Genomic DNA, 13996 nt, shown 5'->3' on the forward strand with positions numbered 1-13996 from the left:
CAGTTACGCCTCGCGCACGTTAAAACCCAGCTCTTTTGAGATAGCCTCTGCCGTTTCGCGCAGCGGCTTGAGCAAGTTCTTCTCACCCACCTGCTTCATGCGCGACGTCGACAGCGAGATAGAGATCGCATACGGGACGCGGCCGTGGATATCAAACACCGGCACGGCAATACAGGAAACGCCCAGCTCGTTCTCTTCTTTGTCCATCGCCATGCTGCGATCGCGAATTTCCGCCAGCTCATCATACATCGCGCTCAGCTCAGTGATGGTGTTGCGCGTCAAAGGTTGGATCTGTTCCTGATGGCTCTCCCAGTAGCTCGCCACGTAATCCTGATGACCAAACGCCATGTAGATCTTGCCCATTGCGGAGCAGTAGAGCGGCATATGCTGGCCGATATAGGCGCGCGTGCGCAGCATACCGGTTGTCGGTTCGAGCTTGTAAATCAGGATCGCGTGGTCGTCTTCCCGGCTGGAAAAGTTCACCGTCTCGCCGGTCGCAATGTTCAGCGCCTCAAGGTGCGGAGCGGCCACGTGAATGATATTCAGCGACGACAGCGCCTTTTGCCCGACGGCGATAAATTTGGTAGTCAGACGATAGCTGCCCGCCGCGGGTGCCGGGGTCACGTACCCGCACGACTGTAGCCCCTGCAGCAAGCGGTGCACGGTGCTCTTATTCAGCCCCGCCAGTTCCGATAAATGCGCAAGTGGACACCCGTTCGGATAGTTGCTGAGGATCTCAATCAGCATCAGGCCGCGAAACAAGCTCTGGCTGCCTGCTGGCCTCTCTTTCTCTTGCGTCATTTCGCTCTCTTTCATGCTCATTACATGGCTCCTGTTTAGCGCGTCCTGATGGTAGCGCAAAGTGTGGGTCAGTTCACGATCTCAACAGAAAAAACACAACCAGTTGATTTTAATCGATTTTGAAAAACATGAATGTCGTTGATCTGACAAAATTTGATCGCTATATTTGAAATTAGATTTCGCATAGTGAAATTTAGCGATAAAAAAGCACTCGCAATAGCCCTTAAAAGAACAGGAGAACAGGGATGAAAGTGACCTTCGAAGAGTTGAAAGCGGCGTTTAATCGGGTTCTGCTCGATCGCGGCGTGAAAGCGGAAACCGCAGACGCCTGCGCCGACATGTTCGCTCGCACCACGGAGTCCGGCGTCTATTCGCATGGTGTGAACCGCTTCCCGCGCTTTATTCAGCAGCTTGATGCAGGCGATATCATTCCCGACGCCCAGCCCAAACGGGTGATGACATTAGGCGCCATCGAACAGTGGGATGCCCAGCGCTCCATTGGCAACCTGACGGCGAAAAAGATGATGGATCGCGCCACCGAGCTGGCGTCCGATCACGGCATTGGTCTGGTGGCACTGCGTAACGCGAACCACTGGATGCGCGGCGGCAGCTACGGCTGGCAGGCGGCGGAGAAGGGCTATATCGGCATTTGCTGGACCAACTCGATTGCCGTGATGCCCGCGTGGGGATCAAAAGAGTGCTGTATCGGCACCAACCCGCTGATCGTGGCTATTCCCTCTAACCCGATCACCATGGTCGACATGTCGATGTCAATGTTCTCCTACGGCATGCTGGAGGTGAATCGCCTGGCCGGGCGCGAGCTGCCGGTCGACGGCGGCTTTGACGACGAAGGTAACCTCACCCGAGAGCCGGGCGTGATCGAGAAAAACCGCCGCATTCTGCCCATGGGCTACTGGAAAGGGTCCGGCTTATCCATCGTGCTCGACATGATCGCCACCCTGCTCTCCAACGGATCTTCCGTCGCGGAAGTGACCCAGGACAACAGCGACGAGTATGGCGTGTCGCAGATCTTTATCGCCATCGAGGTGGATCGCCTGATCGACGGTCCAACCCGCGATGCCAAACTGCAGCGCATTATGGACTTCGTTACCACCGCGCAGCGGTCAGATGAAAACGTTGCCGTCCGCCTTCCGGGGCATGAATTCACGCGCCTGCTGGAAGAGAACCGCCGCGACGGCATCACCATTGACGACAGCGTGTGGGCGAAAATCCAGTCTCTGTAAGGAGTGGGCCATGATATTCGGACATATTTCCCAGCCAAATCCGTGTCGCCTGCCGCAGGGGATTGAAAAAGCGCTTAATTTTCTGCGCACGACGGATTTCACCACCCTGGCGCCAGGCGTAGTAGAAATTGAAGGTCGCAACATTTTTGCTCAGGTTCTCGACCTGACGACAAAGGAACCGCACGAGAACCGCCCGGAAGTACACCGCCGCTATCTGGATATTCAGTTTTTGGCGTGGGGTGAAGAGAAAATCGGTATCGCTATTGATACCGGCAATAACGAAATAAGCGAATCACTGCTGGAACAGCGCGATATTATTTTTTATCACGACAGTGAAAATGAATCGTTTATCGAAATGATACCCGGCAGCTATGCCCTATTTTTCCCGCAGGATGTACACCGTCCTGCCTGTATTAAAAACAAGGAAACTGCAATTCGTAAAATTGTGGTGAAAGTGGCAATCAGCGAATTAGATTAATTTTCTGATATACCCTAAATAATTCGAGTTGCAGGAAGGCGGCAAGAGAGTGAATCTCCAGGAGCTTACATAAGTAAGTGACTGGGGTGAACGAGCGCAGCCAACGCACATGCAACTTGAAGTATGACGGGTATAAATACAGGAACGCGAAATGACCAATACCAGTTTTATTATTGGTGCGTACCCCTGCGCACCCTCGTTTCACCAGAAAGGGGAACAAGAAGAACAAACCTTCTGGCGGGAACTTTCCGACACGCCGAATATTCGCGGGCTGGAACAGCCGTGCCTTGAAAATCTTCATCCTCTTGGCGACGAATGGCTGTTCCGCCATACGCCGGGTGAATGGCAAATTGTGGTCACGGCAGTGATGGAAACCATGCGCCGCCGCGGTATCAACAGCGCATTTGGCCTGGCGTCAGCTGACGAAACGCAGCGTAAAGCATGTATAGACTTTTACCGGCATCTGCACCAGAAAGTTAACGCCGTGAACGCCCGTTATCCGGGCAAAGTGATAGCCCTGGAAATGCAGGCAGCCCCGCAGGCGGGCAATGTTTCCGTCGAACAGGCCACCGAGGCGTTTTCCCGCTCCATCCGTGAAATTACAGGCTGGGACTGGGGCTGCGATCTGGTGCTGGAACACTGCGATGCCATGAACGGCCCGGCACCGCGCAAGGGTTTCCTGCCCTTAGAGCAGGTGCTGGAGGTGGTGAAAGAGACGGATATCAGCGTCTGCATCAACTGGGCGCGTTCGGCCATCGAAGGCCGTAACACCACCCTTCCGCTTGACCATGTTCAGGCCGCACTCAATGCCGGGAAACTGGGTGCATTGATGTTTTCGGGCACGACCACCCACGGGGAGTACGGAGAATGGCAGGATCTGCACGCGCCTTTTTCCTCATTCTGCGCCGACAGTTTGATGACAACTGAACACGCAAAATCACTCTTTACTGCGGCGAGCGCCGCAACGTTGAAATTCTCCGGTATTAAATTACTGGAAATAAATGCTAATGCTAATGTCAGCCATCGCATCGCCATTTTACGCGACGGTATCAGCGCAATGAATAAAGCAACGCAATAACAATAAGAAAAGTTTATTCCGGTTACCTTACTGAGAGATTAACTATGAATATTTCTACTCATGCTCTACATGCGGACATTCCGCGCCAGCGCTGGCTAAGAATCATTCCTCCCATTCTTATCGCCTGCATTATTTCATATATGGACCGCGTGAATATCGCATTTGCGATGCCGGGTGGTATGGATGAAGAATTAGGTATTACCGCAACAATGGCAGGCCTGGCGGGCGGGATCTTCTTTATCGGCTATCTGTTCCTGCAGGTTCCCGGCGGCAAGATTGCCGTGCACGGCAGCGGCAAGAAGTTTATCGGCTGGTCGCTGGTTGCCTGGGCGGTGATCTCTGTGCTTACGGGTCTCGTGACGAATCAGTATCAGCTGCTGGTGCTGCGCTTCTTACTCGGCGTGGCGGAAGGCGGGATGCTGCCCGTTGTGCTCACCATGATCAGCAACTGGTTCCCGGACACCGAGCGCGGTCGCGCCAACGCGATTGTGATCATGTTCGTGCCCATCGCCGGGATCATCACCGCCCCGCTGTCGGGCTGGATCATCACCGCGCTCGACTGGCGCTGGCTGTTCATCATTGAAGGTTTAATGTCCGTCGTTGTGCTGGTGCTGTGGGCGTTCACCGTGTACGACCGGCCGCAGGAAGCGCGCTGGATTTCAGAGGCGGAGAAAAACTATCTGGTGCAAACGCTGGCGGCTGAACAGCAGGCCATCGCTGGCAAAGAGGTGAAAAACGCGTCGCTCGGCGCAGTGCTGTCCGACAAAACCATGTGGCAACTGATCGCCCTGAACTTCTTCTATCAGACCGGGATTTACGGCTACACGCTCTGGCTGCCGACCATCCTGAAAGAGCTGACGCACACCAGCATCGGTCAGGTGGGCATGCTCGCCATCCTGCCTTACATCGGGGCCATTGCGGGCATGTTCCTGTTCTCCACGCTCTCTGACCGCACCGGCAAGCGCAAGCTGTTTGTCTCCCTGCCGTTGATTGGCTTCGCGCTCTGCATGTTCCTCTCCGTGGCGCTGAAAGAGAGTACCTGGCTGGCCTATGCCGCACTGGTGGGCTGCGGGTTCTTCCTGCAATCCGCCGCGGGCGTGTTCTGGACCATTCCGGCGCGACTGTTCAGCGCAGAGATGGCGGGCGGCGCGCGAGGCGTGATCAACGCCCTGGGCAACCTCGGTGGCTTCTGTGGCCCGTATGCGGTTGGGGTGCTTATCACCCTGTACAGCAAAGATGCCGGCGTTTACTGCCTGGCCGTTTCACTCGCCCTGGCGTCGCTGTTGGCTCTGCTGTTACCGGCGAAATGCGATGCCGGCGCAGAGCCCAATCCCACGGTGACTCCGCATAAACGTGCGGCCTGATGCCCTCACCCCAGCCCTCTCCCACGGGGAGAGGGAGAAAACCGAACCGTAGGCCGGGTAAGCGAAGCGCCACCCGGCGAATAAGTGAGATGAAGATGAGTGAAAAAGAGCCCTTCTGGCTGGGTATCGATTGTGGCGGTACTTATCTGAAAGCCGGTTTATACAACAGCCAGGGCAAGGAAGTCTGTATCGAACGTCGCTCCGTTGCCACGCTCAGCCCGCGAGCGGGCTACGCCGAGCGGGATATGCATGAGTTGTGGCAGCACTGCCATGCAACCGTCGCCGCGTTGCTCAAAAATTCCGGCGTAAACGGCAACCGGATTAAAGGCGTCGGCATTTCTGCTCAAGGCAAGGGACTGTTTCTGCTCGATAAACAGGACCAACCGCTGGGTAACGCCATACTCTCCTCCGATCGCCGTGCGCTGGAGATTGTGCAGCGCTGGCAGCAGGATGGCATTCCCGAAAAACTCTACCCGCATACGCGCCAGACGCTGTGGACCGGGCACCCGGCCTCGCTTCTGCGCTGGGTCAAAGAGAATGAGCCGCAGCGCTATCAGCAGATTGGTAGCGTAATGATGGCGCACGACTATCTGCGCTGGTGCCTGACCGGCGTGAAGGGCTGCGAAGAGAGCAACATCTCCGAGTCCAATCTCTACAACATGAATACCGGGAAATACGACCCCCAGCTTACGCGCTGGCTCGGTATCAGCGAGATTGACGGCGCCCTGCCGCCGATTGTCGGTTCAGCAGAAATCTGCGGGGAAATCACCGCTCAGGCAGCCGCCCTTACCGGTCTCGCGGCGGGCACGCCCGTCGTGGGGGGGCTGTTTGATGTGGATTCCACCGCGCTCTGCGCCGGACTGCAGGACGAGCACACGCTGAACGCCGTGCTGGGCACCTGGGCCGTCACCAGCGGTATCGCCAGTGCGCTTCGCGACAACGAACCCTTCCCGTACGTCTATGGACGCTACGTGCACCCGCAGCAGTATATCGTTCACGAAGCCAGCCCCACCTCGTCCGGCAACCTTGAGTGGCTCACCGCGCAGTGGGGCGACATGTCGTTCAGCGAGATCAACCACGCCGTCGCCAGCCTGCCGAAAGCGGAAAGCGATGTGTACTTCCTGCCGTTCCTCTACGGCAGCAACGCCGGGCTGGAGATGACCAGCGGCTTCTACGGGATGCAGGCGCTGCACACCCGCGCACATCTTCTGCAGGCGGTTTATGAGGGCGTGGTGTTCTGCCATATGACCCATCTCAACCGCATGCTTGAGCGCTTTACCCACGTTCATGCCCTGCGCGTGACGGGTGGCCCAACCCATTCGGACGTGTGGATGCAAATGCTCGCCGACGTCAGCGGGCTGGCGATTGAGCTGCCGCAGGTGGAAGAGACCGGCTGCTCCGGCGCGGCGCTGGCGGCGATGGTGGGTACCGGTGTGTTCACCGACTTCCACTCAGCGCAGCGCGCGCTCAAACATGACATCCGGGTCATCGAGCCCGACATGCGCGCCCATGCGGCCTATCAGCGCAAGTATCACCGCTATCAGCTACTGATTTCAGCACTACAGGGCTATCACGCCCGAGTTAAGGAGAACAACCTATGAGCCGACCATTACTGCAGCTGGCGCTCGACCATACCTCTCTTCAGGCCGCGCAGCGCGACGTCGCGACGCTTGCCGATCACGTCGATATCGTCGAAGCGGGCACCATTTTGTGCCTGACCGAAGGACTGAACGCCGTGCGCGCCCTGCGTCAGCAGTGCCCGGATAAAATCATCGCTGCGGACTGGAAAGTGGCCGACGCCGGAGAAACGCTGGCAGAGCAGGCGTTTGGCGCGGGCGCGAACTGGATGACCATCATCTGTGCCGCCCCGCTGGCAACCGTTGAACGAGGCCACGAGGTGGCCCTGCGCCGCGGCGGTGAAATCCAGATGGAGCTCTTTGGCAACTGGACGCTGGACGACGCGCGCGCGTGGCATCGCGTCGGCGTGAAGCAGGCAATCTATCACCGCGGGCGCGACGCACAGGCGAGCGGTCAGCAGTGGGGCGAAGCGGATCTCGCGAAAATGAAAGCGCTCTCCGACATCGGTTTACAGCTTTCGATTACCGGCGGCATCACCCCCGCCGACCTGCCGCTGTTTAAGCAGATCAACGTTAAAGCCTTTATTGCCGGGCGCGCGCTGGCAGGCGCCGCCAATCCGCCGCAGGTGGCACAGGCATTCCATTCGCACATTCGCGACATCTGGGGAGCGTAACCATGCGTCAGCATCCGTTAGGGATTTACGAAAAAGCGCTGCCAAAAGATCTCTCCTGGCCCGAGCAGCTGGTACTGGCGAAAAGCTGCGGGTTCGATTTTGTCGAGATGTCGGTCGATGAAACCGACGAGCGATTATCGCGCCTCGACTGGCGCACCGCGCAGCGCGCCTCTCTGGTTGAAGCGATGCTGGAAACCGGGGTGTCTATTCCGTCCATGTGTTTGTCTGCCCACCGTCGCTTCCCGTTTGGCAGCCGCGATGAAACCGTGCGCCTACGCGCCCGCGAAATCATGACCAAAGCCATCAGGCTGGCGCGTGACTTAGGCATTCGCACCATCCAGCTTGCGGGTTATGACGTGTACTACGAAGAGCACGACGAGGGCACGCAGCAGCGCTTTGCCGACGGGCTGGCGTGGGCGGTAGAGCAGGCCGCCGCCGCGCAGGTGATGCTGGCGGTGGAAATCATGGATACCGCGTTTATGAACTCCATCAGCAAATGGAAAAAGTGGGACGACATGCTTGCCTCACCGTGGTTCAGCGTTTATCCGGACGTTGGCAACCTGAGCGCGTGGGGCAACGACGTCACCGCCGAGCTGACGCTGGGCATTGACCGCATTGCGGCTATTCACCTGAAAGACACCCAGCCCGTCACCGCACAAAGCCCCGGGCAGTTCCGCGACGTGCCGTTTGGCGAGGGCTGCGTCGATTTTGTCGGCGTGTTTAACACGCTGAATCAACTGAACTATCGCGGCGCGTTTCTGATTGAGATGTGGACTGAAAAAGCAAAAGAGCCGGTGCTGGAGATTATCCAGGCGCGCCGCTGGATTGAAGCCCGTATGCAGGAAGGAGGCATGACATGCTAGACGAACTTAAAGCCGAGGTACTGGCGGCTAACCTGGCGCTGCCCGCCCACCAGCTGGTGACGTTCACCTGGGGCAACGTCAGCGCGGTTGACCGTGAAAGCGGCATGATGGTGATTAAGCCCTCCGGCGTGGAGTACGACGTGATGACGGCGGAGGATATGGTGGTGGTGAATATCGCTACCGGCGAAGTGGTCGAGGGAAATAAAAAACCCTCTTCAGACACGCCCACCCATCTTGCGCTGTACCGTCGTTATCCGGAGATTGGCGGCATCGTGCATACCCATTCGCGACATGCCACTATCTGGTCCCAGGCGGGGCAGGATTTACCCGCCTGGGGCACAACTCACGCGGACTATTTCTACGGGGCGATCCCCTGCACGCGCCTGATGACCGCGGCAGAGATTGCCGGAGAATACGAATACCAGACGGGTGAAGTGATCATTAAAACCTTCGAGGAGCGCGATCTCAGCCCGATGCAGGTCCCGGCGGTGCTGGTCCACTCCCACGGCCCGTTTGCCTGGGGTAAAGACGCTGCCGATGCGGTCCACAATGCCGTCGTGCTGGAAGAGTGCGCCTATATGGGCCTGTTCTCTCGCCAGCTCGCGCCACAGCTTCCGGTTATGCAGCAGGAGTTGCTCGACAAGCATTATCTGCGCAAGCACGGGGTGAATGCCTATTACGGCCAGTGATCAGCCGGAATTGATATGCTCTTTACAGTACCGCCGTTTCCAGACGGCGGGTGTTAGCCCGGTATGCTTCGAAAAGATTTGCCGGAAATAGCCCACGTCATTAAAGCCGCAGCGGGTTGCCACTTCGGTAAGCGAGGCAGAACCATCCAGCAACAGCTTTTCCGCCGCCCTGACGCGCTGGCGATGTATTGCCTCCGTCAGGGTTAAATGGAACGTCCGGCGAAACACACGTCCGAGATAATCGGCATTGCAGTGCAACGCTTTTGCCAGCTGCGAGGTAGAAAGCGGTAAATGAAACTGCGTGCGAATAAGCTGTTTCGCCTTCCACGCCATTGCCGCACCGGCTTCATCTGCGTTATCTTCATAGCCTGATGAAATAGAAATTTGCTGCAAAATCAGTAATAAAATGATTTCCAGCGCCACGCTTCGCTGTAATTTCTCCTGCTCGCTCAGGAACTGGCGAAAAAGAGAAATTACATACTGTGCATCCCTCACGCGGCAGTGTTGTTCGATTGCCAGATTGGGCAACCGGTGCGGATGATGCTCAACCTCAAAATGCAGCCAGTAAAATTTAAGATCGGCCGGAAAGTCGCCCACGCCTACATGGCGACGGTCTGGCCAAAGCAGCAAACTCTCTCCTGCTTTTACCTCAAATAACGTGCTTTCTTCCTGAATCGTTAATGTCCCTTTTTCGACAAAAATAATCTCCCACGACGTTAATTTTCGCGCAGGGTGGCGGCCTACGCCCCGGGAGATAAATAACCCGCCATTTTGGACCTTAATCGGAAGCGCTATGGATAATTCAAGCATGGATATTCACCATTCCGCTTTTATTGCCGTTGATATTCAACTTACGCTTTGATTATTAATCAATATTCGAATAACTGTCCGATCGGAATCACATTTTTATCATCAGGTCGGAATCGTCATCTTTTTATACTTTTCCCTTCCCTTGTTGGCCTTTCCGTTCGGTGCAGAATAAATGCGTACCTTGCACAAATACGATAATAAATTCGATTACCGAGGAGTTACTTCATGACTTCCACACCGATTACAGAATCAGACGTGACACAAGGGGCAACAGAGGGCCGCTTGTCCGTGCGCGAAAAAATTGGCTACGGCCTGGGCGACGCGGGCGGGACGGTGATTACCTGCCTGATCATGAATTTTCTGACCTTTTTCTATACTGATGTCTTTGGCCTGACCCCTGCGCTTGTTGGCACGCTGTTTATTGCCCTACGTGTATTTGACGCCATTTCCGATCCGGTAATGGGCATTATTGCCGACCGCACGCAAAGCCGATGGGGTCGCTTTCGCCGGTGGCAGCTGTGGGTCGCCTTCCCGATCGGCATTATCGGTGTGCTGACCTTCACCGTTCCGGAAGCCAGCATGGGCGTGAAAATCGCCTGGGCATTCGGGACCTATCTGCTGTTGTCCGTCGGCTATACCGCCATCAACGTTCCCTACTGTGCGCTGATTAACACCATGACCACTCGCCACAACGAGGTGATCTCCTGCCAGTCCTGGCGCTTCGTGCTGTGCGGCGTGGCGGGCTTTTTGGTCTCCGTGGGCCTGCCGTGGCTGGTCGCGGAGTTGGGCCAGGGAGATGCCGCGAAAGGTTATCAGCTTGGCGTCGGCGTCCTGTGTGCCATCGCCGTGGTGATGTTCCTGTGCTGCTTCTGCTGGGTACGCGAGCGTGTTCCGCTGGCGCTGATGGGGAAATTTACCCTGCGCGAGCATCTGGCCGGTCTGCGTAAAAACGATCAGCTGCTGCTGATGCTGGTGATGTCATTTCTGCTGATTAACGTCTTCAACATTCGCGGCGGCGGGTATATGTACTTCATCACATACGTGCTGAAGGGCAGTACCGCCTATACCTCGCTGTTTTTCACCATGGTGACTTTTGCCGCCATTCTGGGGGCGGTCATCGTCAGCCCGCTGTCGCGCCGTATTGATACCGTCAAACTCTATTACTACACCAACCTGGTGCTCGCCGCGCTCGCGGTGGGAATGTGGTTCCTGCCTGGCGGCCCGGCGCACCAGACGCTGTGGCTGATCGTCATTTTGAGCAACGGCGTCATTCTCGGGTTTACCCTGCCGCTGCACTTCTCGCTGATGGCCTTTGCCGACGACTATGGCGAGTGGAAAACCGGGGTGCGTTCGTCGGGCATGAACTTCGCCTTCAACCTGTTTTTCATCAAGCTCGCGTGGGCCTCCAGCGCCGGGATCATTAGCCTGGTGTTTATCGCCGTGGCCTACCAGCCCGGTTCGGGCAACCAGACGCCTGCTTCGCTGCAGGGCATCACCGCCATGGAGACGCTGCTCCCCGCCCTTTTCCATCTGCTGCTGGCCGTCTCTATCCGCTGGTGCAGACTCAACAACCCTATGATGTCGCGCATTGCTACCGACCTGCGCCAGCGTCACATACCCTCCTGAGGAGAACACGATGTCCATAATGGAAGCCGATCTGCATAAACTGAAAATTAACGACCCGTTTCTCGGGCAGTATCAACGTCTGGTACGTGAGGTGGTGATCCCCTACCAGTGGGATGCGCTAAACGACCGCGTGACGGAAGCCGAACCCAGCCACGCCATCACCAACTTCCGCATTGCGGCGGGTCTGGAGCAGGGTGAATTCTACGGCATGGTATTTCAGGACAGCGACGTGGCGAAATGGCTGGAAGCCGTGGCGTGGTCGCTGTGCCAGAAGCCTGATGCTGAACTGGAGAAAACCGCCGACGAGGTGATTGAGCTGGTCGCGGCGGCGCAGTGTGAAGATGGCTATCTCAATACGTACTTCACGTTAAAGGCACCGGGCGAACGCTGGACGAATCTGGCCGAGTGTCACGAGCTGTACTGCGCCGGACATATGATAGAAGCGGGTGTAGCGTATTTTCAGGGCACCGGAAAACGTCGTCTGCTGGAGGTGGTGTGCAGGCTGGCAGACCATATCGACGGCGTGTTTGGCCCCGGCGAGAACCAGCTACACGGTTATCCGGGCCATCCGGAAATCGAGCTGGCGCTGATGCGGCTTTACGACATCACGCAGGAGCCCCGCTATCTCACTCTGGTGAAATATTTCATCGAGCAACGCGGCGTTCAGCCTCACTTCTACGATCTCGAATACGAGAAGCGCGGCAGAACGTCGTACTGGAACACCTATGGCCCGGCCTGGATGGTCAAAGACAAAGCCTACAGCCAGGCGCATCAGCCGCTTGCTGAACAACAAACGGCCACTGGACACGCGGTGCGTTTTGTCTATCTGATGGCGGGCATGGCGCATCTGGCGCGCCTGAGTCATGACGAGGGTAAACGACAGGACTGTCTGCGGCTGTGGAAAAACATGGCGCAGCGCCAGCTGTATATTACCGGTGGAATCGGCTCACAAAGCAGCGGCGAGGCGTTCAGCAGCGATTACGATCTGCCCAACGATACGGTGTACGCCGAAAGCTGCGCCTCCATCGGCCTGATGATGTTTGCCCGCCGGATGCTGGAGATGGAGGCCGACGGCCACTACGCCGACGTAATGGAGCGCGCGCTATACAACACGGTACTGGGTGGAATGGCGCTGGATGGTAAGCATTTCTTCTATGTGAACCCGCTGGAAGTCCATCCGAAAACCCTGGCGTTCAACCATATCTACGATCACGTGAAGCCCGTCCGCCAGCGCTGGTTTGGCTGCGCCTGCTGCCCGCCGAATATCGCCCGCGTGCTGACGTCACTGGGGCACTACATTTATACCGTCCGCCAGGATGCGCTTTTTATTAACCTTTACGTGGGCAACGATGTTGCCATACCGGTTGGAGACGAAACCCTGGCGCTGCGAATTAGCGGTAACTATCCGTGGCATGAACAGGTAAAAATCGACATTACCTCGCCTGTTCCCGTCACGCATACGCTAGCCCTGAGGCTGCCAGACTGGTGTGCCGCGCCTGACGTTTCATTAAATGGAGAAGCGGTAACGGGCGAGATCTCCCGTGGATACCTTTATCTCACCCGCAGCTGGCAGGAGGGTGACGACATTACGCTAACGTTACCTATGCCGGTTCGCCGTGTGTATGGCAACCCACAGGTCCGCCAGCAGGCGGGGAAAGCCGCCCTACAACGCGGACCTCTGGTTTATTGCCTGGAAGAGGCCGATAACGGCGCCAATCTGCATCACCTTTCTCTGCCTGAAAACAGCGAATTCAGGGTCTTTGAAGGGAAAGGGATTTTCGCGCACAAGATGCTAATACAGGCAGAGGGGATTGGGTGTCACGTGGAGGACACGGATGCGCTGTGGCAGTACGATCGCTCGCCGGTACAACGTCAGCCCCGCACGCTGACCTTTATTCCCTGGTTTAGCTGGGCTAACCGGGGAGAAGGAGAAATGCGGATCTGGGTGGATGAAGGTTGAATTTCTGCGGCCTGTTGCCCTCACCCCAACCCTCTCCCACGGGAGAGGGAGTAAACAGGCTTTACCGCATCAGAAACGCCAGGTCAGGCCGGTCATCAGCGCGAAGCTGTCGTCGCGGTCGATCATCGGGCTGTTCTTCACGTCGTCAGGCAACACGGTGTAGACCGCGCTGGCGTTGAGGTACAGCTTCTGGGTTAACTGATATTTAGCCGCCAGGCCAACGTATGGCGTCCAGCTGTCACCAGCGGTGTATTGATCCAGTCCTGAGCGGCGAGACTCGCTGCCGGATACGCCATAATAGTAGTCGTTATAGCTTTCGTCGCTGTAGAACACACCAACAGAAGGCGTCAGGGTCAGGCGCTCCATCCTGATTGGACGGAAGTAAGATACCTCGCCGATCACGCCACCGCTTTCATCCATGGCATCACCAGAGACCGCCACTTTGAGCGAACCCCAGCTCTCATGACGGTAGTACGCGCCGCCGAGGAAGGCAGACGCTTTACGCTCATCCAGCTGCTTCATCTGATGGTCGTCGTTGTCATCAGGATCGAAATGCAGCGGCATCCACGACGCGGTCAGACTGAATTCATTTTTTGCATCTTTCCACAGGATCCATCCGCCAGTGGTCTGACGAACATAGAAACGATCGCCTTCATAGCTAATTAACGGTACTGCGGTAGTATTTTCGTTATAGCCTTTGTAAGGAGACTCATTAAATACAGCCCCCGCTCCAAGTGAAAAGTCACCGGCCATTGCTGAGGATGTTGCAAATAACGTGGCAGCGATGAGTAAATTGTATTTAATAGTCATTACATGTAATCCATTAAAATGC

Annotated in this window: 13 protein-coding genes; 10 read left to right on the forward strand and 3 right to left on the reverse strand. The window is 56.7% G+C overall.

Annotated elements, in window-relative coordinates; all coding sequences use genetic code 11:
* Positions 1 to 3 precede the first annotated feature (3 nt).
* Positions 4 to 822, reverse strand: a complete 819-nt coding sequence (yiaJ, locus tag AC0TOY_RS06960) for an IclR family transcriptional regulator YiaJ (RefSeq protein WP_021242452.1) — start codon at positions 820 to 822, stop codon at positions 4 to 6.
* A gap of 224 nt (positions 823 to 1046) precedes the next feature.
* Here yiaJ and yiaK point away from each other — a divergent pair, with 224 nt between their 5' ends.
* From yiaK to araD, 8 genes are all read left to right on the forward strand, one after another.
* Entirely contained in the window at positions 1047 to 2045 is a 999-nt protein-coding gene (gene yiaK, locus AC0TOY_RS06965) for a 3-dehydro-L-gulonate 2-dehydrogenase (protein ID WP_061716193.1), read from the forward strand.
* 10 nt (positions 2046 to 2055) lie between these two features.
* A complete protein-coding gene (locus tag AC0TOY_RS06970) occupies positions 2056 to 2523 on the forward strand; it encodes a YhcH/YjgK/YiaL family protein (protein ID WP_024909054.1) in 468 nt (155 codons plus the stop codon).
* A 151-nt stretch (positions 2524 to 2674) separates the two neighbouring features.
* Positions 2675 to 3601: a DUF4862 family protein gene (locus AC0TOY_RS06975; protein WP_473721641.1), complete on the forward strand. Its 927-nt coding sequence runs from the start codon at positions 2675 to 2677 to the stop codon at positions 3599 to 3601.
* Positions 3602 to 3645: 44 nt separating this feature from the next.
* Positions 3646 to 4965 carry an MFS transporter gene (locus AC0TOY_RS06980; RefSeq protein WP_473721642.1) on the forward strand — a complete coding sequence of 440 codons (1320 nt, stop codon included), beginning with the start codon at positions 3646 to 3648 and terminating at the stop codon, positions 4963 to 4965.
* 95 nt (positions 4966 to 5060) lie between these two features.
* Positions 5061 to 6566 carry an FGGY-family carbohydrate kinase gene (locus AC0TOY_RS06985; protein ID WP_473721643.1) on the forward strand — a complete coding sequence of 502 codons (1506 nt, stop codon included), beginning with the start codon at positions 5061 to 5063 and terminating at the stop codon, positions 6564 to 6566.
* Positions 6563 to 7216, forward strand: coding sequence for a 3-keto-L-gulonate-6-phosphate decarboxylase UlaD (ulaD, locus tag AC0TOY_RS06990; protein ID WP_473721644.1), 654 nt, complete (start codon positions 6563 to 6565; stop codon positions 7214 to 7216). Before AC0TOY_RS06985 ends, ulaD begins: the two co-directional genes overlap by 4 nt.
* 2 nt (positions 7217 to 7218) lie before the next feature.
* The gene (locus tag AC0TOY_RS06995) at positions 7219 to 8079 is read left to right on the forward strand and encodes an L-ribulose-5-phosphate 3-epimerase (protein ID WP_473721645.1); all 861 of its coding nucleotides are present in this window, start codon (positions 7219 to 7221) and stop codon (positions 8077 to 8079) included.
* A complete protein-coding gene (gene araD, locus AC0TOY_RS07000; protein ID WP_090420411.1) occupies positions 8073 to 8768 on the forward strand; it encodes an L-ribulose-5-phosphate 4-epimerase in 696 nt (231 codons plus the stop codon). Before AC0TOY_RS06995 ends, araD begins: the two co-directional genes overlap by 7 nt.
* Here araD and AC0TOY_RS07005 read toward each other — a convergent pair whose 3' ends face one another.
* The gene (locus tag AC0TOY_RS07005) at positions 8769 to 9578 is read right to left on the reverse strand and encodes an AraC family transcriptional regulator (protein WP_267215383.1); all 810 of its coding nucleotides are present in this window, start codon (positions 9576 to 9578) and stop codon (positions 8769 to 8771) included.
* Positions 9579 to 9803: 225 nt separating this feature from the next.
* On the opposite strand from AC0TOY_RS07005, the gene AC0TOY_RS07010 reads away from it, so the two are divergent.
* Together AC0TOY_RS07010 and AC0TOY_RS07015 are read left to right on the forward strand one after the other, a co-directional pair.
* Entirely contained in the window at positions 9804 to 11204 is a 1401-nt protein-coding gene (locus tag AC0TOY_RS07010) for an MFS transporter (protein ID WP_473721646.1), read from the forward strand.
* Positions 11205 to 11214: 10 nt separating this feature from the next.
* A complete protein-coding gene (locus AC0TOY_RS07015; RefSeq protein ID WP_473721647.1) occupies positions 11215 to 13164 on the forward strand; it encodes a glycoside hydrolase family 127 protein in 1950 nt (649 codons plus the stop codon).
* Positions 13165 to 13233: 69 nt separating this feature from the next.
* On the opposite strand, the gene AC0TOY_RS07020 is transcribed toward AC0TOY_RS07015, so the two are convergent.
* Positions 13234 to 13974, reverse strand: a complete 741-nt coding sequence (locus tag AC0TOY_RS07020) for a MipA/OmpV family protein (protein ID WP_024906593.1) — start codon at positions 13972 to 13974, stop codon at positions 13234 to 13236.
* Between the last annotated feature and the right edge of the window lie 22 nt (positions 13975 to 13996).

The sequence above is a fragment of the Enterobacter sp. PL_is379 genome, assembly GCF_055817355.1.

What these genes read in the sequence shown, in the direction of transcription:
- AC0TOY_RS06970 (WP_024909054.1), top strand. Translation starts at nt 2,056, where the DNA reads ATGATATTCGGACATATTTCCCAGCCAAATCCGTGTCGCCTGCCGCAG.
- AC0TOY_RS06995 (WP_473721645.1), top strand. Translation starts at nt 7,219, where the DNA reads ATGCGTCAGCATCCGTTAGGGATTTACGAAAAAGCGCTGCCAAAAGAT.
- AC0TOY_RS06980 (WP_473721642.1), top strand. Translation starts at nt 3,646, where the DNA reads ATGAATATTTCTACTCATGCTCTACATGCGGACATTCCGCGCCAGCGC.
- yiaK (WP_061716193.1), top strand. Translation starts at nt 1,047, where the DNA reads ATGAAAGTGACCTTCGAAGAGTTGAAAGCGGCGTTTAATCGGGTTCTG.
- yiaJ (WP_021242452.1), bottom strand. Translation starts at nt 822, where the DNA reads ATGAGCATGAAAGAGAGCGAAATGACGCAAGAGAAAGAGAGGCCAGCA.
- AC0TOY_RS06985 (WP_473721643.1), top strand. Translation starts at nt 5,061, where the DNA reads ATGAGTGAAAAAGAGCCCTTCTGGCTGGGTATCGATTGTGGCGGTACT.
- AC0TOY_RS06975 (WP_473721641.1), top strand. Translation starts at nt 2,675, where the DNA reads ATGACCAATACCAGTTTTATTATTGGTGCGTACCCCTGCGCACCCTCG.
- AC0TOY_RS07010 (WP_473721646.1), top strand. Translation starts at nt 9,804, where the DNA reads ATGACTTCCACACCGATTACAGAATCAGACGTGACACAAGGGGCAACA.
- araD (WP_090420411.1), top strand. Translation starts at nt 8,073, where the DNA reads ATGCTAGACGAACTTAAAGCCGAGGTACTGGCGGCTAACCTGGCGCTG.
- ulaD (WP_473721644.1), top strand. Translation starts at nt 6,563, where the DNA reads ATGAGCCGACCATTACTGCAGCTGGCGCTCGACCATACCTCTCTTCAG.
- AC0TOY_RS07020 (WP_024906593.1), bottom strand. Translation starts at nt 13,974, where the DNA reads ATGACTATTAAATACAATTTACTCATCGCTGCCACGTTATTTGCAACA.
- AC0TOY_RS07005 (WP_267215383.1), bottom strand. Translation starts at nt 9,578, where the DNA reads ATGCTTGAATTATCCATAGCGCTTCCGATTAAGGTCCAAAATGGCGGG.
- AC0TOY_RS07015 (WP_473721647.1), top strand. Translation starts at nt 11,215, where the DNA reads ATGTCCATAATGGAAGCCGATCTGCATAAACTGAAAATTAACGACCCG.